This window comes from Herbaspirillum sp. WKF16 (assembly GCF_028993615.1).
Lineage (GTDB): Bacteria > Pseudomonadota > Gammaproteobacteria > Burkholderiales > Burkholderiaceae_D > Herbaspirillum.
Genome location: NZ_CP118632.1, coordinates 2,418,747 through 2,439,085, shown reverse-complemented (window position 1 = coordinate 2,439,085; position 20,339 = coordinate 2,418,747). Strand labels below are relative to the sequence as shown.

Genomic DNA, 20,339 nt, shown 5'->3' with positions numbered 1-20,339 from the left:
CGCCATGAATACTCAATACCGCAAGCAACTGCCGGGCACCAAGCTGGATTATTTCGACGCCCGCGCCGCCGTCGACGCCATCAAGCCCGGCGCCTGGGACGGCCTGCCCTACACCTCCCGCGTGCTGGCCGAGAACCTGGTGCGCCGCTGCGACCCGGCCACCCTCACCGACTCGCTGCGCCAGCTGATCGAGCGCAAGCGCGAGCTGGACTTCCCCTGGTTCCCGGCCCGCGTGGTGTGCCATGACATCCTGGGCCAGACCGCGCTGGTCGACCTGGCCGGCCTGCGCGACGCCATCGCCGACATGGGCGGCGACCCCGCCAAGGTCAACCCTGTGGTGCCGGTGCAGCTGATCGTGGACCACTCGCTGGCGGTAGAATGCGGCGGCGACGATCCCCAGGCCTTCGAGAAGAACCGCGCCATCGAGGATCGCCGCAACGAAGACCGCTTCCACTTCATCGACTGGACCAAGCTGGCCTTCGAGAACGTGGACGTAATCCCCCCCGGCAACGGCATCATGCACCAGATCAACCTGGAGAAGATGTCGCCGGTGATCTACACCAAGGACGGCGTGGCCTTCCCCGATACCCTGGTCGGCACCGACAGCCACACCCCGCACGTGGACGCGTTGGGCGTGATCGCCATCGGCGTGGGCGGGCTGGAAGCCGAGAACGTCATGCTGGGCCGCGCCTCCTGGATGCGCCTGCCCGACATCGTCGGCGTCGAGCTGACCGGCCGCCGCCAGCCCGGCATCACCGCCACCGACATCGTGCTCACGCTGACCGAGTTCCTGCGCCGCCAGAAGGTGGTCGGCGCCTACCTGGAGTTCTACGGCGACGGCGCCTCCAGCCTGACCTTGGGCGACCGCGCCACGATTTCCAACATGGCCCCTGAATACGGCGCCACCGCCGCCATGTTCTCGATCGACCAGCAGACCATCGATTACCTCAAGCTGACCGGCCGCGAGGACGAGCAGGTCAAGCTGGTGGAGACCTATGCCAAGGAGACCGGCCTGTGGTCGGACGCGCTGGCCAAGGTCGAGTACGAGCGCGTGCTGCACTTCGATCTCTCAAGCGTGGTGCGCACGCTGGCCGGCCCCAGCAATCCGCACAAGCGCCTGCCGGTGTCCGAGCTGGCCGCGCAAGGCATTGCCGGCAAGGTCGAGAACGAAGCCGGCAAGATGCCCGACGGCGCCGTCATCATCGCCGCCATCACCAGCTGCACCAACACCAGCAACCCGCGCAACGTGATCGCCGCCGCCTTGCTGGCGCGCAACGCCAACCGCCTGGGGCTGGCGCGCAAGCCCTGGGTGAAGAGCTCGCTGGCGCCGGGCTCCAAGGCGGTCGAACTCTATCTGGAGGAAGCCGGCCTCACCGCCGACCTGGAAAAGCTCGGCTTCGGCATCGTGGCCTTCGCCTGCACCACCTGCAACGGCATGTCGGGCGCGCTCGATCCCAAGATCCAGCAGGAGATCATCGAACGCGACCTGTACGCCACCGCGGTGCTGTCGGGCAACCGCAACTTCGACGGTCGCATCCACCCCTACGCCAAGCAGGCGTTCCTGGCCTCGCCGCCGCTGGTGGTGGCCTACGCGATTGCCGGCACCATCCGCTTCGACATCGAGCAGGACGTGCTGGGCACCGGCCCGGACGGCCGCGAGATCCGCCTGAAGGACATCTGGCCCAGCGACGAGGAGATCGACGCCGTGGTCAAGGCGGCCGTCAAGCCGCAGCAGTTCCGCAACGTCTATACGCCGATGTTCTCGGCCCGCGTCGACCGCAGCCAGGCCGTCAGCCCGCTCTACGACTGGCGCGCGCAGAGCACCTACATCCGCCGTCCGCCCTACTGGGAAGGCGCGCTGGCCGGAGAGCGCACGCTCTCGGGCATGCGTCCGCTGGCGGTGCTGGGCGACAACATCACCACCGACCACCTGTCGCCCTCCAACGCCATCCTGATGGACAGCGCGGCCGGCGAATACCTGCACAAGATGGGCCTGCCGGAGGAAGACTTCAACTCTTACGCCACCCACCGCGGCGACCACCTGACGGCGCAGCGCGCCACCTTCGCCAATCCCAAGCTGTTCAATGAAATGGTGAAGAAGGAAGACGGCAGCGTGCGGCAAGGTTCGCTGGCCCGCCTGGAGCCGGAGGGCCGTGTCATGCGCATGTGGGAGACCATCGAGGCCTACATGGCGCGCCGCCAGCCCTTGATCATCATCGCCGGCGCCGACTACGGCCAGGGTTCCTCGCGCGACTGGGCCGCCAAGGGCGTGCGCCTGGCCGGTGTGGAAGCGATCGCGGCCGAGGGCTTCGAGCGCATCCACCGCACCAACCTGATCGGCATGGGCGTGCTGCCGCTGGAGTTCAAGCCCGGCGAGAACCGCAACACCTATGGCATCGACGGCACCGAGACCTACGACGTGATCGGCCAGCGCCGCCCGCGCGCCGAGCTGACGCTGGTAATCCACCGCAAGAACGGCGAGCGCGTGGAAGTGCCGGTGACCTGCCGCCTGGACACGGCCGAGGAAGTCTCGATCTATGAAGCCGGCGGCGTGCTGCAGCGGTTTGCGCAGGATTTCCTGGAAGAGTCGGCCAGCAAGGGAGAGCGTAAGGCGGTTTGACCGATGATGAAACCCGTATGACTCCGTTCGCCCTGAGTAGCGCGCAGCGCGTATCGAAGGGCAGCCTCGGTGCGCCAGCTTCGATACGCCGCTAAAGCGGCGACTCAGCCCGAACGGGCAAAAAGAAAAGGAATATGAAATGAGCCAAGTCCCCCAAATCCGCATCCCCGCCACCTACCTGCGCGGCGGCACCAGCAAGGGCGTTTTCTTCAGGCTGGATGACCTGCCCGAGGCCGCGCGCGTGCCCGGCCGCGCGCGCGACAAGCTGCTGCAGCGCGTGATCGGCAGCCCCGACCCCTATGGCAAGCAGATCGACGGCATGGGCGGCGCCACCTCCAGCACCAGCAAGACCGTGATCATCTCCAAGAGCAGCCGGGCCGGCCACGATGTCGACTACCTGTTCGGCCAGGTCTCGATCGACAAGGACTTCGTCGACTGGAGCGGCAACTGCGGCAACCTCTCGGCCGCGGTCGGCCCGTTCGCCATCGCCGCCGGCCTGGTGGCTGCCGACAAGGTGCCCAGGAACGGCATCGCGGTGGTGCGCATCTGGCAAGCCAACATCGGCAAGACCATCGTCGCCCATGTGCCCGTCACCGACGGCCAGGTGCAGGAGACCGGCGACTTCGAACTGGATGGCGTGACCTTCCCGGCGGCCGAGGTGCAGCTGGAATTCATGGATCCGGCGGCCGAGGAAGACGGCGCCGGCGGCGCCATGTTCCCCACCGGGAACGTGGTCGATACGCTGGAGGTGCCGGGCGTGGGCAGTTTCCAGGCCACCATGATCAATGCCGGCATCCCCACCATCTTCCTCAACGCGGAAGACATCGGCTACACCGGCGCCGAGCTGCAGGACGCCATCAACGGCGACCCGGCCGCGCTGGCCCGTTTCGAGACCATCCGCGCCCACGGCGCCATCCGCATGGGCCTGATCGGCCGCGTGGAGGAAGCCGCCACCCGCCAGCACACGCCCAAGGTCGCCTTCGTGGCGCCGGCCAGGGAGTATGTGTCGTCCAGCGGCAAGACGGTCACCACGGCCGACGCCGACGTGCTGGTGCGCGCCATGTCCATGGGCAAGCTGCACCACGCGATGATGGGCACGGCGGCGGTGGCCATCGGCACGGCCGCGGCCATTCCCGGCACGCTGGTCAACCTGGCCGCCGGCGGCGGCGAACGCAACAGCGTGCGCTTCGGCCACCCCTCGGGCACGCTGCGCGTGGGCGCCGAGGCGAAGCTGGAGGGCAAGCAGTGGGTGGTCACCAAGGCCATCATGAGCCGCAGCGCGCGGGTCTTGATGGAAGGTTGGGTGCGGGTGCCGGGCGACGCGTTCTGAATGCCCTGCCCGGCTTGGCCGGGCCAAAGAAAAAGCCGGCCACCTTGCGGTGCCGGCTTTTTCAATTTCCCGGGAAAGGTCAGACCCGGTAGATTTTCTCTCCGGTCTGGACGATCCTGAATTTCTCGTTCGTCAAGGGATCGAGTGCGCGCCCGTCGGCCAGCTTGTAGGTGCGGCTGAACGCCCGCGCTGCGGCGTCGGCTTCATCCTGCTGCGTCTGATACACCTCTACGTGGTAAGGTGCGCCGGTCTTGCCTTTGGCATCGAATTTTTCCACCAGATCCATGTGTAGTCTCCTTTGTCGTGGCCTTGCGCCAAGGTCAAAGATAGCAGATTTGGCCGAGGTTTCCAGCGCATCGCATGCTGCACCGCACAGCGGAGCCGACGGGCGAGCGGCGATCAGTAATGCAGGGTGACGCCGACGCCGAACTGCCGCGTGACCTCAGCCTTGTTCAAGCCGAACTTGGCGCCGAAGTCGAGATCCACGGTCTGGTTGGGCGACCAGATCACACCCAGCAAGGCATAGGCCGGCCAGGTTCGGTTGCCCCGCTCCTGGTTCTGCGCCACGCCGGTATCGGCCACCAGCTTCCATTGTTCGCTCAACTCATACCAGCTGGCTGCGGAAGCCCGCCATATCAGCTTGCGCTTGGCCTCGTCATCGCTGCCGAGCTTGTAGCGGTTGTAGTTGAGCCCGGCGTTGCCGTGCAGGGTCCAGGGGCCGGCCTCATAGGAGGCGATCGCGGTCAGGCCGAGGCTGTTGCGCCCGTTGCCCAAGCCTTTTTCCTCGTCGCCGCTGGGCATGAAGAGCTCCGGCTTGAAGGCCAGCGACAGGCCGTCCTGGTCGTAGTAACGCCACTTGGCGCCCAGCGAATAATCGCCCACGCCCGCGCCGTCGCGGGACTGGAAAGTCAGCGGCAGGTTGGCAAACAAATCGAGCTTGTCGGTGACGCCATAGGTATAGGTAAAGGCGCCGACGTGGCCGGCCTGGCCGGATTGCCGGCTCCAGTCGGTGTTGACCTCGATCTGGTGATGGCCGTCCCCCTGCACGCCGCTGTCGTCGGTGACCAGCGGGTGGGCGGCGTAGGCCTGGTTCATCGTTGCATAGAGGATGCAGGTCATCCAGGATGCATACAGGATTTTTTTCATTAAACCACCTGTTCATAAAGCGATGAATGCAGCGAGAAGCTCAGCGGCAAGACGGCCCGATCACCGACTCCCCCGCACCTCGCATATGAGGCGCAGCCGGCGATGCAGGCACAGCGACTGAGCAACTGGGGGAACAGCCCCGCTACGTTTTTCTGATTGTGAATGGCGGCAAGATGCCGCTGCTTGGTGGCCGGGACAACGACGCCGGAGACGTCGGACTGGCCGCGTGCCTGGCCGAAAGCTGAACGGTGTGATGCCGCGCCGCGCCACCGCAGGAAGCGGTCGCGCAATGCGAGCAATGAGATCAATTCTCGATGGGATTGCGCCGTGGGCCCGCTGCTTGCGGATCGGCCGCTGGGTGTTCGCTTTCAACCGGGCGCCATACTAGCATTCAAGCCTGACACGACAAATACAAAGCCGGCATTTGTGCCATTTACCAACGGATCGCGAGCAGCATGCCGAAACATGCCGCATTTTGCGAGCAGGCGCTCGCCATGACGGCAGATTCTCAGGCGGCCTGGTTGGCCGCCTCGGCCAGTTCGGCGCCGATTTCCGGCAGCACCTGGGTCGACACGTGCAGCAAGGCGCCCCAGTCGCTCCAATCCCAGGAGACGCGACCGCAGACGTACTCGACGCTGGACAACGGCAGCGAGAACCGCTCCGCCAGCTTCAACAGGCGCGGCAGCAATTGCTGCCGCGTGCGGGCGTCGGCCACGCACACGTCGGCCACGCAGCCGGCCAGTTCCAGCATGCGCACCAGCTGCTGCTGTCGGTCGCCGTCGTCCAGGCCGGAGGCTTCCGGATTCTCGTGATGCAGCACCGCGGTGCAGAAGAGCTTGGGGAAATGCCAGTCTTCCATCATGGCGGCGGCCAGGCTGAGGTGGTCGAAACCGAAGGCCTCTTTCTCCTTGTCGCGCAGCGCCTGTCCTTCGGCGCCGCCGGCCAGCACCTCGCCGTAGCGCTTGGGACGGGCCGACGCCAGGCCGAGGCGGCCGATGCCGGCCAGCAGGCCGTTGGTGAACATCTCCGCCGGCGGCGCCAGCTGCAGCATCTCGCCCAGCGCCTGGCCGGCGCAGGCCATCGCGGTGGCGCGCGCCCAGAAGGCGTCGTAGTTGAATTCCTTGCAGTCGCCGCGGCGCGCCGACTCGGTCAGCGAAATCGCCAGCGCCATCTGGCGCACGGCATGCAGGCCCACCATCAGCAGCAGCTCGACGTTGACCGAGGCCACCATGCGGCCCTTGTTGATGTTGGGAATGTTGGCGATCTGGATCAGGCGGCCGGCCAGCACCGGGTCTCCCTGCACCTGCGACACCAGGTCGGGCAGCGAGAGGTCTTCCTGCTGGCACATCTGCATGATGTTGAGACGGACGCCGGAGGGGGCTGGCAAGACTTCCGAATCCTGCAGTTCACGAAATGTTTTTGTTTCGATGTAGGTCGACATGGATCGCCCTCGTAGATTGTCAGGATGCAAAGTTCTGGTAAGGCAAGAACGATAGCCGCTAGGATACAGAATCCCTCCGCATTTTGCGATGCGCCATTGAAAAATTAGCGGGGTCATGGCTGCCCGTATTTCGACTGCATCGCCCTTTCCACTGACAACAAGATGCGCCCTGCGCCGACGGCATGGCAGAGCCGGCGCGGCTAAGCTGAAGCCTGGACAAGCACCCGGCAAGGAGGCCCCGCGCATGGAAGACATGGTGGTGGTGCGCAAGGAGGGCCTGTATTGCCCTCCCGGCGATTTTTATATCGACCCGTGGCGGCCGGTGGCGCGCGCGGTGATCACCCACGCGCACGCCGACCATGCCCGCAGCGGCCATGGCAGTTACCTGGCCGCCGCCCCCGGCGCCGGCATCCTGCGCGCCCGCCTGGGGGCGGACATCGCGCTCGACGTGCTGCCCTATGGGCGGCACGTGACCCACAACGGCGTGCGCCTGTCGCTGCATCCGGCCGGCCATGTGCTGGGTTCGGCGCAATTGCGCATGGAGCACGGCGGGCGGGTCTGGGTGGCCTCGGGCGACTACAAGCTCGAAGCCGACGGCACCTGCGCCCCGTTCGAGGCGGTGCGCTGCGACGTCTTCATCACCGAATCCACCTTCGGCATGCCGATCTACCGCTGGCAGCCGCAAGCCGAGATCTTCGACGACATCAACCGCTGGTGGCGCGCCAACGCCGCCGCAGGCCGCGCCAGCGTGCTGTTCTGCTACTCCTTCGGCAAGGCCCAGCGCATCCTGCACGGCATCGATCCCGGCATCGGCCCTATCGTCTGCCACGGCGCGGTGGAACCCTTGAACCGCCTGTACCGCGAAGCCGGCATCGCGCTGCCGCCGACCCTTACCGTGGGCGAGGCCGAAGCCGCCGGCGGGCGCGGGAAACAGGCTTACGCCGGCGCGCTGGTGCTGGCGCCGCCTTCAGCCGCCGGTTCGCCCTGGATGCGCCGCTTCGGCGACTACAGCGACGCCTTCGCCAGCGGCTGGATGCGCCTGCGCGGCACGCGTCGGCGGCGCGGCGTGGATCGCGGTTTCGTGCTGTCCGACCATGCCGACTGGCCGGCCCTGCTGCAGGCCATCGCCGGCACCGGCGCCCAGCGCGTGATCGTGACCCACGGCCAGGTCGCCACGCTGGTGCGCTGGCTGCGTCAGAACGGCCTGGACGCCGGCGCCTTCGATACCGAATACGGCGAGGAAGATGCCGGGGAGGACGCTGCAAAGCCCCAGGCGGAGTCCTCCCATGCGTGAGTTCTCGCGGCTCTACGCCGAGCTCGACGCCACCACCTCGACCACCCGCAAGCTGGCCGCGCTGCAGGATTACTTCACCCGCGCCGATGCCGCCGACGCCGCCTGGGCCGTCTATTTCCTGGCCGGCGGCAAGCCGCGCCAGGCGGTGCCGACCAAACTGCTGAAGCACTGCGCGATGCAATACGCGCAGATCGACGAATGGCTGTTCGAAGAGTGCTACCACGCCGTCGGCGACCTGGCCGAGACCATCGCCCATATCCTCCCGCCGGCCCGGCATGCCGGCGATCTCGGCCTGGCGCGCTGGATGGAGGAACGCATCGCCCCCTTGCGCGGCGCCGGGCCGGAAGCGATCCGCGCGGCGCTGTTCGCAGCCTGGGATGAGCTGGACTGGCAAGGCCGCTTCCTGCTCACCAAGCTGATCGGCGGCAGCTTTCGCGTGGGTGTGTCGCGCTTGCTGGTCACCCGCGCGCTGGCGGCCGTGGCGCAGCTCGACGCCAAGCTGCTGGCGCAGCGCCTGGTCGGCTGGACCGACGGTCGCGCGCGGCCTGACGCCGACCGTTTCGCGCAGCTGATCGCGCCCGACGACGGCCGCGACCATCGTCTCGACGGTGGCCAGCCCTATCCATTCTTCCTCGCCCATCCGCTGCCGGACGACCCGCGCACGCTGGGAACGCTGGAACGCTGGCAGGTGGAATGGAAGTACGACGGCATTCGCGCACAGCTGGTGCGCCGCCGCGGGGTCGGCTGGCTGTGGTCGCGCGGCGAGGAGCTGATCGGCGAACGCTTCCCCGAGCTGGCGGCGCTGGCGCTGCCCGACGGCACCGTGCTGGACGGCGAGATCGTGATCGTGCGCCCCGGCGAACCCGGCGACGCCTCGCGCATCGCCTCGTTTGCCGAGCTGCAAAGGCGCATCGGCCGCAAGAACCTGACGCCGCGCCTGCTGGCCGAGCTGCCGGCGGCGCTGATCGCCTACGACCTGCTGGAACGGGACGGCCACGACCTGCGCGGCCTGCCGCAAGGCGAGCGGCGCGCCAGGCTGGAGGCCCTGCTCGCCCTGCATGCCGGACCCTCCCTGATGCTGGCGCCGCGCATCGAAGCAGCCGACTGGGATGCGCTGGCCGAACTGCGCAAGAGCTCCCGCGAGCGCGGCGTGGAAGGCATGATGCTCAAGGAGATCGGCGGGCATTACGGCATCGGCCGTACCCGCAACGCCGGCGCCTGGTGGAAGTGGAAGATCGATCCCTATAGCGTCGATGCCGTGCTGATCTACGCCCAGGCCGGCCACGGCCGCCGCGCCTCGCTCTACACCGACTACACCTTCGCGGTCTGGGACGCGCCCGCCGCCCCAGGCGCCGAACGCAGCCTGGTGCCCTTCGCCAAGGCCTACTCCGGCCTGACCGACGCCGAGATCGCCGAGGTCGACCAGGCCATCCGCAAGAGCACCATCGAAAAGTTCGGTCCGGTGCGCAGCGTGCGTCCGAGCATGGTGTTCGAGATCGGTTTCGAGGGCATCGCCGCTTCTGCTCGCCACAAGGCCGGCATCGCGGTGCGCTTCCCGCGCATCCTGCGCCGGCGCGACGACAAGACGGTCGAGCAGGCCGATACCCTGGCCACGCTGCGCGCCCTGCTGCCGGTCAACGGAGACGGTCGTGGCGCGTAGCGGCGGCAGGCCGGCTCCCGTCCAGGACGGGCGCGCCAGCGTCGAGCGCTGGTTCCAGGCGCGCGGCTGGACGGTCTTCGATTTCCAGCGCGAAGTATGGCAGGCCGCCGGCGCCGGCCGCTCGGGCGTGCTGCATGCCGGCACCGGCTCCGGCAAGACCTACGCCGTCTGGTTCGGCGCGCTGCTGCACGCGGAACCGGCGCTGGGATCGCCCCAGGCCGCGGCGGCCGGCGCATCGGGGCTGCGGGTGCTGTGGATCACGCCGATGCGCGCGCTCGCGGCCGATACCTTGCGCGCCCTCCAGGCGCCGCTGGCCGACCTGCTGCCGCACTGGCAGGCCGGCATGCGCACCGGCGACACCGGCTCGGGCGAACGGGCGCGCCAGATGAAGTCGCTGCCGCAGGCGCTGGTGACCACGCCGGAGAGCCTGTCGCTGCTGTTGTCCCAGGCCGACGCGCGGCAGCGCTTCGGCCGGCTCGACGCCATCGTGATCGACGAATGGCACGAGCTGATGGGCAACAAGCGCGGGGTGCAGGTGCAGCTGGCGCTGGCGCGGCTCAAACGCTGGCGCCCCGGGCTGGCGGTCTGGGGCCTGTCGGCGACGCTGGGCAATCTGGAGCAATCCATGCAGGCGCTGCTGGGCGAGGATGGCGCGCGGCACGGCGTATTGGTGCGCGGCGAACAGCGCAAGCGCATCGTCATCGACACCTTGCTGCCGCCGCATCCCTCGCGCTTCGCCTGGGCCGGCCACCTCGGCATCCAGATGCTGCCGGCGGTGGCGGCCGAGATCGAAGCCGGCGGCAGCACGCTGGTGTTCACCAATACCCGCTCCCAGGCCGAGCTGTGGTACCAGCAACTGCTGGCGGCGCGTCCCGACTGGGCCGGGCTGATCGCCCTGCACCACGGCTCGCTCGACCGCGAAGTGCGCGACTGGGTCGAACAAGGCCTGCGCGAGGGCAAGCTCAAGGCCGTGGTCTGCACCTCCAGCCTGGATCTCGGCGTGGACTTCACCCCGGTGGAGCGGGTGCTGCAAATCGGCAGCCCGCGCGGCGTGGCCCGGCTGCTGCAGCGCGCCGGACGCTCCGGCCACTCGCCCGGCCGGCTCTCGCGCGCCACGCTGGTGCCCACCAACAGCCTGGAGCTGGTGGAGTTCGCCGCCGCGCGGCAAGCGATCGCCGACGGCCAGGTCGAACGGCGGCCGGTGCCGGCGGCTCCGCTGGACGTGCTGGTGCAGCACCTGGTCACCATCGCCCTGGGCGGCGGCTTCACGCCCGGGGAATTGCTGGACGAGGTGCGCACGGCCTGGTCGTACCGCGACCTGCGCGAGGACCAGTGGCAATGGGCGCTGGACTTCGTGGTGCGCGGCGGCCAGAGCCTGGTCGCCTATCCCGAATACCATCGCGTCCGCGTCGGCGCCGACGGCGTCTACCGGGTCGAGCTGCCGGCCATTGCGCGACGCCACCGCATGAACATCGGCACCATCGTCTCCGACGCCAGCATGCACGTTCAATACCTGCGGGGCGGGCGCATCGGCGCCATCGAGGAAGGTTTCATCGCCCGCCTGCGGCCGGGCGACCGCTTCCTGTTCGGCGGACGCATGCTGGAGTTCGTGCGGGTGCACGAGATGACCGCCTGGGTGCGTCGCGCCGTCTCCGGCAGCGGCGCCGTACCGCGCTGGCAAGGCGGCCGCCTGCCCTTGTCCTCGACGCTGGCGCACGCGGTGCTCGACCGGCTGGAGCAAGCCGCCCTCGGCCGCTACGAAGGTCCCGAGATGCAGGCCGTGCGCCCGCTGCTGGAACTGCAGCGCGAATGGTCGGCGCTGCCGACCGCGCAAAAGCTGGTGGTCGAGGCCATCAAGAGCCGCGAAGGCCATCACCTGTTCTTCTATCCCTTCGCCGGCCGGCTGGTGCACGTGGGCCTGGCGTCGCTGCTGGCCTGGCGCCTGGCGCGCGATAGGCCGGCGACTTTCTCGATCGCCGTCAACGACTACGGCTTCGAGCTGCTGGCCGCGCACGAGGCCGACCTTTCGCTGCTGGCGCCCGACCAGCCCGGCACGCTCTTCAGCGAGGACGGCCTGCTCGACGATGTGCTCTCCAGCCTCAACGCCACCGAGCTCTCGCAGCGGCGCTTCCGTGAAATCGCGCGCATTGCCGGCCTGGTGTCGCAGGGCTATCCCGGCCAGCCCAAGAGCGCACGCCAGCTGCAGGCCTCGTCGGCGCTGTTCTTCGAGGTGTTTCGCAAGCATGACGCCGGCAACCTGCTGCTGACCCAGGCCCAGGCCGAAGTGCTGGAGCAGGAACTGGAACTGCAGCGCCTGCGCGCCACCCTGGCGGAACTGCGCGGCCGCGCGCTGGCGTTGATGCGTCCGGCGCGGCCCACGCCGTTCGCGCTGCCGCTGATGGTGGAGCGCTTCCGTGAAAAGCTCTCCACCGAGAAGCTGGCCGATCGCGTGGCGCGCATGCTGGATGGGCTGGAGCGCGCCGCCGACAAATCCATGAAAGGAAAACCATGAGCACCCCGCTCGAATTCGACGCCGCCGGCGAGCGCCTGGCCATGCTGCCCGAGCGCGCGCTGTGGTGGCCCGAACGCGCCATGCTGGTGGTGGCCGACGTCCACTTCGGCAAGGCCGCGGCCTTTCGCGCCGGCGGCATCCCGGTTCCGCGCGGCACCACCGGCGCCAACCTGGCCTTGCTGGACCGGCTGGTCGAACGCCATGCGGCGCGGCACATCGTCTTCCTGGGCGACTTCCTGCACGCCCGCGCGGCGCGGGCCGACGCCACGCTGGCGGCGCTGGCGCAATGGCGCGACCGCCGCCGCGAGCTGGCGCTGACGCTGGTGCGCGGCAACCACGACCGCCACGCTGGCGACCCCCCCGCCGGCCTGGGCATCGAAGTGGTGGACGAGCCCTGGCGCGTGGGCTCGCTGGCCTTTTGCCATCATCCGCAGACGGTGGAAGGCGCCTTCGCCATCGTCGGCCACCTGCACCCGGTGTACCGCCTGGCCTCGGCCGGCGATGCGCTGCGCCTGCCCTGCTTCGTGGTCGACGGGGAATGGGCCATGCTGCCCGCCTTCGGCGCCTTCACGGGCGGTTACCAGATCGCGCAGCAGCCCGGCCAGCGCGTTTTCCTGGTGGCCGAGGACAGTATCCTGGAACTGCGCGGCTGAGCTGGCGTGCAAGACGATTGCGCGCAATTTGGCGTATCATCGTCGGCGGTTCCGCAGCAAGGGAACCCAGGGCGCGCAGACGCCCTCGCCTCGCGCCGCGACAGACGGCGCGGCATCGACACAATCGCTAAGGGAGAAGACACCAATGAAGTCAATCAAACCAATGCTGGCCATGGCGCTCGGGCTGCTGTCGGCGGCCTCGTTCCAAGCCCGCGCCGATGCCCTGGCCGACATCCAGAAGGCCGGCGTGGTCCGCATCGGCGTGCCGCAGGATTTCGCCCCCTTCGGCTCGGTCAACACCGACCTGCAGCTGCAGGGCCTGGACATCGACGTCGCCAAGCTGATCGCCAAGAACATGGGCGTGAAGGTCCAACTGGTGCCGGTGGCCAGCGCCAACCGCATCGCGTACCTGCAGACGCACAAGGCCGACCTGGTGATCTCCACGCTGGGCAAGAGCGCCGAGCGTGAAAAGGTGATCGACTTCTCGCAAGCCTACGCCCCGTACAACAACAGCGTGTTCGGCGTGGCCGCGGTCAAGGTCGGCAACGCCGCCGACCTGGCAGGCAAGACCGTGGGCGTGGCGCGTGGCACCTTCCAGGACATCCAGCTCACCGACACCGCGCCCAAGAGCGCCACCATCAAGCGCTACGAAGACAACAACGCCATGATCTCGGCCTATGTCTCCGGCCAGGTGCAGCTGGTGGGCACCGGCGACTTCGTCGCCTACGCGCTGGCGGAAAAGGCCCCCAACAACAAGCCGGTGCTGAAGTACATCATCCATGAGTCGAGCTGCAGCGTGGGCCTGAACAAGAACGAGGCGGCCCTGCTGGCCAAGGTCAACGACGCCATCACGCAGGCCAAGAAGAGCGGCGAGCTCAATGCCATCGTCAAGAAGTGGCTCAACGTGCCGCTGCCGGAGAAGATGGCGACGACCTATCAGTAAAGCCGCATTGATGCCATATATAAAAAAACGGCGGACTTAACATCCGCCGTTTTTTTATGCGCGCTTTTGGCGGGGACGACCTGCCGAGGCGTCAGAACTTCGACGAAATCCCCAGCCCCCACTTGCGTTCCGGATCCGCCGTTTCCGGCAGCACGCCGTTGGAGTAGTCCAGGCTCAGGCCCACGTTCTGGTTGAAGTTGTAAGTCAGCACCGACTTCCAGTAGTGGATGCCGCGCGAACCCTCGATGGCCTTCAGGCCGGTGAAGGTGGTGGTGAAATCGAACGGCAGCGACGGATTGGTGGAGGCCAGCGTGAAACCGGCCTGCGCACCCAGGCGGATGAAATCCTGGTGCTGGTCGTAGACGTCGGGGTCGCCGCGGTCGAGATAGGTACCGTTGCGGCTCTGGCCGATCAGGATGGGCTTGAAGGCCAGGCCGTTGTTCCAGCGGATGAAGTCGTTGAGGATGCCGGGGCGCACCGGCGTGAGCGTGAAGTTCACCGTCAGCAGGCGGCTGCCGTCGGTATTGTTGATCAGGTAGTCCGGCCGCGCGGTCAGGTCTTCGGTGTTGGGCGAGCCGGGATGCGCGAAGTGGAAGGCCGACAGCATGCCGACCTGGCTGGTGCGGGTGGTGGTCACCGATGGGCCGCCGTTGTTGTAGACCGTCACCCGGTTCTGCTTGACGCCCACATACGGCACGGCCTCATAGGTGCTGCCGGCCTGGCCGATGGCGCGCTTCTCGAAGGAGTAACCGGCGTAGGCCACGATGTCGTTGGTGCGCGAGGCCGCCACGTCGTCGTTGGCCAGGGTCACGCGGGCCCGCTCCACCGAAGCGTAGGCAGCCTTGTTATTGTGGTCGATGGAGAGCTGGTCGGGGTTGCCGCGCACGCGCGCGTGGTCCAGCCAGGTCGGCTGCGGCGCCGGCGGCGCCGGCGGCGCGGCGGCGGGGACGGCCGCGACGGTGGGCTGGCCGGCGGTGCCGGTGGGCGCGGCGGCAGTCATGATCGCGGCAGACGACGCGTGCGGCAGCGCCGGACTGGCGCCGGCCACCACGCATGACAATCCGCTCTGGCTGCCGTTGCTGAAGAAAGCCTGCGCATCCACGCGCCCGGCCGGCTTGAACTGGCCATCCTTGCCATCCAGCAGGCCCTGCAGATCCTCGGCCATGTGGTCGACGTTGCTGCCGTCGCCGCTGGCGGGGCCGCCGGCGGCCTTCTCGGCCGCGCGCTTCTTCAGCAACCACGCTGCCAGGGCGCTGGGCGAATTGAGCGGCGCGGCATTGTCGCCAACCGACAGGTAGCCGGTGCTGACGGGATAGGTCTTGATCAGGTAGGCGGCCAGCTTGTCCTTGTCGACCTTGAGGTCGGGGGAGCACAAGCCGCTGTTGGCATCGGCGGCCCAGGCCATGGTGGCGGCGCCGGGAACGGTGAACAGCATCACCGCTGCAAGCGATTGGAATCGGCCTCGCATTGACAATCCTCGTTGTTGTTTGTTGTAAGACATCGGTGCGGGGCGGCTTGAGCGCGCCGCCCTGCCCGGGCGAAACGTCGTCGGCAAGGACGACCAAATCGCTGGTATGAAGCGCTGCGCCGCAAAATGTTCAATCGAGGTGCGGGGATTTACATCGATGGACGAGAGCTGCGGACGAACGCAAGCGCGACGCCGCCAAAACGGCGCCGCGCAGGGGTGGAAAACCGATCAGGCCCGGTCGGGCAGGGTCAGTCCGGGCAGCGCACGCAGCTCCAGCTGTTGCAGCAAGAACGGCTTGATGACCAGCTTGTAGCTGTCCAGGTCGAAACCCTTCAGGCTGGCCGCCGGGCGCGCCTGCAGTTGTTGGTGCTGCTCGTCCAGCGTGCCCAGGTAGCGCCAGTGGTCGATCACGTGCACCTGGCTCCAGCCGTCGCGCTCCTCGATCACTCCCATCGCGCCCTCATACGGCCAGGGCAGGATGCGCAAGTCTTCCAGCGCCAGCATCAGGCGTTCCCGGTGCGATTCATGCGACTCTTCGCCGGTGCAGCAGCCGCGGCAGCGGCGGATCTGGCGGGCGAAGCAGGCCATGCCCTCGCCCGCGCTTTCTTCCAGCCCGGCGGCGATGGAGCACAGCTCATGCTGCTCCACCAGTTTCTGCAAGGCTTCCTGCGCGGCGCGCTCGGAGGCGAAGATGCCGAACAGGTTCTCGGCGCGGCTGAAGTCGCGCTCGGCCACCTGGGCCACCTGCGGCTGGCCGGCCGGGCTCAGGCGCAAGGTGAACAGGCAGCGCTTCTGGCGCGGCTTCTTGTTGTGCAGCGGCTGCAGGTCGCGCACCAGGCTGTTCTCCAGCAGGGCCGCGCCCAGCTCGCCGACGGTGCGGCGAAACTCGATGCGGCGCGTCTGGCGCACCAGCAGCTCCTCTTCATGGTTGTGCAGATGGGCCAGCACGCGGCTGCGCAGGTTGACGCTGCGGCCGACGTACAGCGGGATGCCATTGGCGCCGCGGAAGACGTACACGCCTGCCGATGCCGGCAAGGCGTCGATGTCGGCGCGCTCGATGTGGATCGGGTAGCTGTAGGTGGCGGCGCGATGGGCGGCCGGCTGCGGCGCGCTGAAGGTAGCGATCGGGGCCGTGATCGATGCGCCGTGGCCGCGCAGGCGGCGCTGCTCTTCCTGTTGCAGCAGCCGCTCGACCAGCGCCGCCGGCAGCTTGCCGGGCGACTGCGCGCGCGGCGCGGCGGGCGCTGCCGGCATCAGGCCGGGCATGGCGGCGTGCATCAGGTGGCGGGAGAGAATCTGCGTCAGGGAGTGGCGATAGCTGGTGGTGTTCATGGCGTTTGCCATTTCCTCGTTGTTGTTCATCTCACGTTTTGGACGTGCTCTGTCGGTCGATCGGGCGGGAACGGATGGCGGCTGGCGCCGTGCGCATCCGTCCCGAAAAAGTTAAAGTGGATTATGAAGTTGCCCTATGCAAGGCACAGTCGGCAGGAGGATGAAGCTCGTGTAGGACATTGCCTGCTGCGGCGCCGGCGTTCAGGCCGGGTCGAAGGCGGCCAGCATCCGCGAAGTCAGGCGCTGGCGCGATGTTGCAAAATCTTTCCAGGGATCAAGCCCTTGCAGATGGCCGATCCGCTGCGCCATGTTCGCCACCTTGAAAGCATCGGGCTTGAGCGTGTCGTCCAGCTCCTCCCAGGCGATCGGCGCCGACACCGGCGCGCCGTCGCGCGAGCGCGGCGAATAGGCGACCACCGTGGTCGCGCCCGGCGCGTTGCGCAGGTAGTCGACGAAGATCTTGCCGCCGCGCGCGGCCTTGGTCATGCGGGCGATGAAGCGATCCGGCAGGTGCCGCGCCAGGTGCGCCGCCACCCGATGGGCCCAGTCCTTGACGGTCTCCCAGTCGTGCTCGGGCCGGATCGGCACCATCAGGTGCAGGCCCTTGCCGCCGGATGTCTTGAGAAAGCATTCCAGCCCCACCTCCTGCAGCAGCCCGCGCAGCAGCTGCGCGCCTTCCACCACGGTCGGCCAGGGTACGTCGGGCGCCGGGTCGAGATCGAAGACGATGCGGTCCGGATGCAGCAGGTCGCGTCCGGTCGAGCCCCAGGCGTGCAGCTCCAGCACGCCCATCTGCACCGTGGCCACCAGCCCGGCGACATCGTTGACCATCATGTACTGCGCCGTGCCCTCGCCCTCGGGCACCTCGATGGGTTCGATGGCGTCCGGCATGCCCTGGCCGGCGTGTTTCTGGAAGAAGCATTTGCCGGCATGGCCGTCCGGGCAGCGCACCAGCGACAGCGGCCGCCGGCGCAGCTCCGGCAGGATCCAGCGGGCCACGCTCTGGTAGTAGCGCGCCAGTTCAAGCTTGGTCAGCCCGGTGTCGGGAAACAGGATCTTGCCGGGATGGGTCAGCCGGACGCCGGCGACGGTGACCGGCGCCGACGGGTCGGCGCCTTTGGCCGCAGCCCGGCTGGGCTTTTCCGGCGCGGCGGCTGGCCCGGTTTCGCCTACTGCCTCGCGCACAATGTGGCGCGGCTTCTTGTCCTCGCGCAGCGCCACGAAGGCGCCGTGCCGCAGGATGCCGGCCCGGGTCCACTGCGCGAACTTCACCTCCGCCACCAGCTCGGGTGCGATCCAGTGCACCCCGCGCAGCTGCTGGCCGGTCGGCGGCCTGGCAAAGGCCGGCTTGCCCTGCTCCAGCGCCTTGAACTTCTTGAGCAGGGAGCCGAGCAGGCGCTCGTCGAATCCGGTGCCGACGCGTCCCGCGTAATGCAGGTCGCCGTTGTCGCCGTACACCCCGACCAGGATCGCGCCGAAGCCGCTGCGCTGCCCCGCCGGGTCGGTGTAGCCGCCGATCACGAACTCCTGGCGCCGTTCGCACTTGATCTTGAGCCAGTTGCGGTCGCGCCGGCCGGTATAGGGCGCATCCGCGCGTTTAGCGACGATGCCCTCCATGCCATGCCGGCAGGCATGCTTGAACACCTCGTCCGCCTGGCCGACGATGTGCTCGCTGTAGAGCAACAGGCCCTCCTCGTCCGCGCCCGGGATCAGTTCGCGCAGCAGTTGCTTGCGCTGGATCAGCGGCAGGCCGCGCAGGTCGTGGCCGTTGAGATACGGCAGGTCGAAGGCGTACAGCGCCAGGCGCACGCCGTCGGCCTGCTGCTGTTCGCCGTGCGTGTAGTGTTGCAGCGCCTCGAAGCTGATGCCGCCTTCCGCGTCCAGCGCCACCACCTCGCCGTCTATCCAGGCGTCGTCCACCGGCAGCTTCTGCAGCGCCTGCACCAGCACCGGCCAGCGCGCGTTCCAGTCCAGCCCCTCGCGCGTGTGGATCGCGGCCCGGCCTTTGGCAATGCGGCACAGGCCGCGGTAGCCGTCGAACTTCATTTCGGACAGCCATTCCTCGCCCTGCGGCGCCTGCGCCACCAGCGTGGCCAATTGGGCGGCGATGCGGGCCGGCATGCGCGACGGCTTGAGCCCGGCAACCTGCACCGGCGCGTCCTTGGCGCCGGCGGCCTTGCGGACCTTCCTCGGCGCCGGGTCGCCCTGGCCGGCTACGCTCTCCGGCCGTAGTTCGGTGACGGCGGCCTCCTTGCCGCGCGCGGCAGCCTCGTCCGCCTCCTTGATCAGCAGCCAGTTTTCCTTGCCGCGGGCGTCGGCGTGGCCCATGCGCACCAGCGCCCAGCGACCTGCCAGCTTTTCGCCGCGCAGCGCGAACGCCAGGTGGCCTTTTTCCAGCCCGGCCGCGGGATCGCCCTCCGGCTGCCATTGGCCGCGGTCCCACAGCACCACGTGGCCGGCGCCGTACTGGTGCTCCGGGATGTCGCCCTCGAAGCTGCCGTAGTCCAGCGGATGGTCTTCCACGCGCACGGCCAGGCGCTTGTCGTGCGGATCCAGGCTCGGTCCCTTGGGCACGGCCCAGCTCTTGAGCACGCCGTCGAGCTCCAGGCGGAAGTCGTAATGCAAGCGGCGCGCATGGTGGCGCTGGATGAAGAACTGCAGCGCCTGCGGCGCGGCGCGCTTGCCGGTCTTGCGCCGTGTGGTCTCGCCGGAAGGCTCGGGCGTGATGCTGAAGTTACGCTTGGCGCGGTAGCGCTCGAGGTGGCCGGAACTCATGCCTGCGCCCTCCCGGTGCCGGCCTTGCCCTTGGTGGCAGAGGCTTTCTTGGGCGAAGGCTTGCGCGCCGGGAGCTTGTGAACGCGTGCGCCCTTCGCGGCGCGCGGCTTGGATGCTTCGTCATCGACGGCCTGGCGCGACGGCTTGGCAGGCTTGCCACGCCCCTCCAGGCTGCTCTTGAGCAAGGCCATCAGGTCCACCACCTTGCCAGCCCCGGCTGGCGCGGCCGCATGTTCGTCAGGCTCGGCCACTTCATGCGTCTGGCGGCTCTTGATCTTCTTCTTGATCAGCGCCAGCACGTCGTCGCGATACGTGTCGCGGAATTGCCCGGGCGCCCAGTCGGCCGACATATGCTCGACCAGTGCGCGCGCCATCTCGACCTCCTGCTTCGACACGGCCGACTTTCTGGCGCTGCGCGACGGCACCCCGATGTCATCGGGCGCACGCAGCTCGGTCGGATAGCGCAGGGTGATCAGGTTCAGCATCCCGCCCTGCGGGAGCAGCGCCGCCAGGTGCTGGCGGGTGCGGATCACGATCTGGGCAATCGCCATCTTGCCGCTGGCCAGCAGGGTCTCGCGCAGCAGCGCATAGGCCTTGTCGCCGCCCTTGGACGGGGCCAGGTAATAGGGCTGCTCGTAGTAGAGGACGGGCACTTGATCGATCTCGACGAAGCTTTGGATGTCGATGCTTTGCGTGGCCTCGACGTTGGCGCGGCGCAGGTCTTCGTCGGACATCAGGACGTACTTGCCGTCCTCGTACTCATAGCCCTTGATGATGTTTTCCCAGGGCACCTCGCGCCCGGACTTCTTGTTCACCCGCTTGTAGCCCACCGGCGCAAGGTCGCGCCGGTCGAGCATGTGGAAGTCCAGCTCATCGTTCTTTTCGGCGGTGTAGAGCTCGACCGGGATGTTGATCAGGCCGAAGCTGATCGCTCCCTTCCACAGTGCGCGACGCATGGCTGCCTCCGTTGTGCGTTGTACTCCGGCTTGAATTATCCGGGCGCAGCCGCCGGCGCGCAGTCGGCCGGCGTAGGAATGCGACGTAGGAATGCGGCTCCTTGCCGCACATCAATGCGATGCGCGCCGCGAAAGATCACTCTCTCCTACAGGGATTTACCGCTCGCGCCGATACAGGCGCGGCGCGGTCGGGCTTAGTCTCGATCCAC

At 68.1% G+C, this 20,339-nt stretch carries 14 protein-coding genes; 7 read left to right on the top strand and 7 right to left on the bottom strand.

The window, feature by feature from the left end; all coding sequences use genetic code 11:
• The first annotated feature begins 4 nt into the window (after positions 1-4).
• Positions 5-2,620, top strand: coding sequence for a Fe/S-dependent 2-methylisocitrate dehydratase AcnD (acnD, locus tag Herbaro_RS11100; RefSeq protein ID WP_275013881.1), 2,616 nt, complete (start codon positions 5-7; stop codon positions 2,618-2,620).
• A gap of 139 nt (positions 2,621-2,759) precedes the next feature.
• Entirely contained in the window at positions 2,760-3,950 is a 1,191-nt protein-coding gene (gene prpF, locus Herbaro_RS11095; RefSeq protein ID WP_275013880.1) for a 2-methylaconitate cis-trans isomerase PrpF, read from the top strand.
• Between the two features lie 79 nt (positions 3,951-4,029).
• Here the strand turns inward: prpF and Herbaro_RS11090 are convergent, their stop codons facing one another.
• The 3 genes from Herbaro_RS11090 to Herbaro_RS11080 form a co-directional block, all read right to left on the bottom strand.
• Positions 4,030-4,236 (bottom strand): hypothetical protein, encoded by a 207-nt coding sequence (locus Herbaro_RS11090; RefSeq protein WP_275013879.1) that lies wholly within the window; start codon positions 4,234-4,236, stop codon positions 4,030-4,032.
• Positions 4,237-4,349: 113 nt separating this feature from the next.
• Complete coding sequence (locus Herbaro_RS11085) at positions 4,350-5,096, bottom strand: transporter (RefSeq protein WP_275013878.1); 747 nt, start codon at positions 5,094-5,096, stop codon at positions 4,350-4,352.
• Positions 5,097-5,604: 508 nt separating this feature from the next.
• Complete coding sequence (locus tag Herbaro_RS11080; RefSeq protein WP_275013877.1) at positions 5,605-6,537, bottom strand: HDOD domain-containing protein; 933 nt, start codon at positions 6,535-6,537, stop codon at positions 5,605-5,607.
• A gap of 244 nt (positions 6,538-6,781) precedes the next feature.
• Between Herbaro_RS11080 and Herbaro_RS11075 the strand changes: the two genes are divergently transcribed.
• The 5 genes from Herbaro_RS11075 to Herbaro_RS11055 all read left to right on the top strand — a co-directional run bounded on the left by Herbaro_RS11075 (position 6,782) and on the right by Herbaro_RS11055 (position 13,599).
• Complete coding sequence (locus tag Herbaro_RS11075; RefSeq protein WP_275013876.1) at positions 6,782-7,831, top strand: ligase-associated DNA damage response exonuclease; 1,050 nt, start codon at positions 6,782-6,784, stop codon at positions 7,829-7,831.
• Positions 7,824-9,491 carry an ATP-dependent DNA ligase gene (locus Herbaro_RS11070; protein ID WP_275013875.1) on the top strand — a complete coding sequence of 556 codons (1,668 nt, stop codon included), beginning with the start codon at positions 7,824-7,826 and terminating at the stop codon, positions 9,489-9,491. Before Herbaro_RS11075 ends, Herbaro_RS11070 begins: the two co-directional genes overlap by 8 nt.
• On the top strand, positions 9,481-12,003 hold the full coding sequence (locus tag Herbaro_RS11065) for a ligase-associated DNA damage response DEXH box helicase (protein WP_275013874.1): 2,523 nt from the start codon (positions 9,481-9,483) through the stop codon (positions 12,001-12,003). Before Herbaro_RS11070 ends, Herbaro_RS11065 begins: the two co-directional genes overlap by 11 nt.
• Positions 12,000-12,656, top strand: a complete 657-nt coding sequence (pdeM, locus tag Herbaro_RS11060) for a ligase-associated DNA damage response endonuclease PdeM (protein WP_275013873.1) — start codon at positions 12,000-12,002, stop codon at positions 12,654-12,656. Before Herbaro_RS11065 ends, pdeM begins: the two co-directional genes overlap by 4 nt.
• A gap of 145 nt (positions 12,657-12,801) precedes the next feature.
• Positions 12,802-13,599 (top strand): transporter substrate-binding domain-containing protein, encoded by a 798-nt coding sequence (locus Herbaro_RS11055; protein ID WP_275013872.1) that lies wholly within the window; start codon positions 12,802-12,804, stop codon positions 13,597-13,599.
• Positions 13,600-13,690: 91 nt separating this feature from the next.
• Here the strand turns inward: Herbaro_RS11055 and Herbaro_RS11050 are convergent, their stop codons facing one another.
• From Herbaro_RS11050 to ku, 4 genes are all read right to left on the bottom strand, one after another.
• The gene (locus Herbaro_RS11050) at positions 13,691-15,034 is read right to left on the bottom strand and encodes a hypothetical protein (protein WP_275013871.1); all 1,344 of its coding nucleotides are present in this window, start codon (positions 15,032-15,034) and stop codon (positions 13,691-13,693) included.
• 261 nt (positions 15,035-15,295) lie between these two features.
• Positions 15,296-16,399, bottom strand: coding sequence for a nucleotide excision repair endonuclease (locus Herbaro_RS11045; RefSeq protein WP_275013870.1), 1,104 nt, complete (start codon positions 16,397-16,399; stop codon positions 15,296-15,298).
• A 201-nt stretch (positions 16,400-16,600) separates the two neighbouring features.
• Positions 16,601-19,174, bottom strand: a complete 2,574-nt coding sequence (ligD, locus tag Herbaro_RS11040; protein WP_275013869.1) for a DNA ligase D — start codon at positions 19,172-19,174, stop codon at positions 16,601-16,603.
• On the bottom strand, positions 19,171-20,130 hold the full coding sequence (ku, locus tag Herbaro_RS11035) for a non-homologous end joining protein Ku (RefSeq protein ID WP_275013868.1): 960 nt from the start codon (positions 20,128-20,130) through the stop codon (positions 19,171-19,173). Before ku ends, ligD begins: the two co-directional genes overlap by 4 nt.
• Positions 20,131-20,339 lie beyond the last annotated feature (209 nt).

Coding starts and splice junctions, on each gene's coding strand:
- acnD (WP_275013881.1), top strand. CDS start 5: ATGAATACTCAATACCGCAAGCAACTGCCGGGCACCAAGCTGGATTAT.
- prpF (WP_275013880.1), top strand. CDS start 2,760: ATGAGCCAAGTCCCCCAAATCCGCATCCCCGCCACCTACCTGCGCGGC.
- Herbaro_RS11090 (WP_275013879.1), bottom strand. CDS start 4,236: ATGGATCTGGTGGAAAAATTCGATGCCAAAGGCAAGACCGGCGCACCT.
- Herbaro_RS11085 (WP_275013878.1), bottom strand. CDS start 5,096: ATGAAAAAAATCCTGTATGCATCCTGGATGACCTGCATCCTCTATGCA.
- Herbaro_RS11080 (WP_275013877.1), bottom strand. CDS start 6,537: ATGTCGACCTACATCGAAACAAAAACATTTCGTGAACTGCAGGATTCG.
- Herbaro_RS11075 (WP_275013876.1), top strand. CDS start 6,782: ATGGAAGACATGGTGGTGGTGCGCAAGGAGGGCCTGTATTGCCCTCCC.
- Herbaro_RS11070 (WP_275013875.1), top strand. CDS start 7,824: ATGCGTGAGTTCTCGCGGCTCTACGCCGAGCTCGACGCCACCACCTCG.
- pdeM (WP_275013873.1), top strand. CDS start 12,000: ATGAGCACCCCGCTCGAATTCGACGCCGCCGGCGAGCGCCTGGCCATG.
- Herbaro_RS11055 (WP_275013872.1), top strand. CDS start 12,802: ATGAAGTCAATCAAACCAATGCTGGCCATGGCGCTCGGGCTGCTGTCG.
- Herbaro_RS11050 (WP_275013871.1), bottom strand. CDS start 15,034: ATGCTGTTCACCGTTCCCGGCGCCGCCACCATGGCCTGGGCCGCCGAT.
- Herbaro_RS11045 (WP_275013870.1), bottom strand. CDS start 16,399: ATGAACACCACCAGCTATCGCCACTCCCTGACGCAGATTCTCTCCCGC.
- ligD (WP_275013869.1), bottom strand. CDS start 19,174: ATGAGTTCCGGCCACCTCGAGCGCTACCGCGCCAAGCGTAACTTCAGC.
- ku (WP_275013868.1), bottom strand. CDS start 20,130: ATGCGTCGCGCACTGTGGAAGGGAGCGATCAGCTTCGGCCTGATCAAC.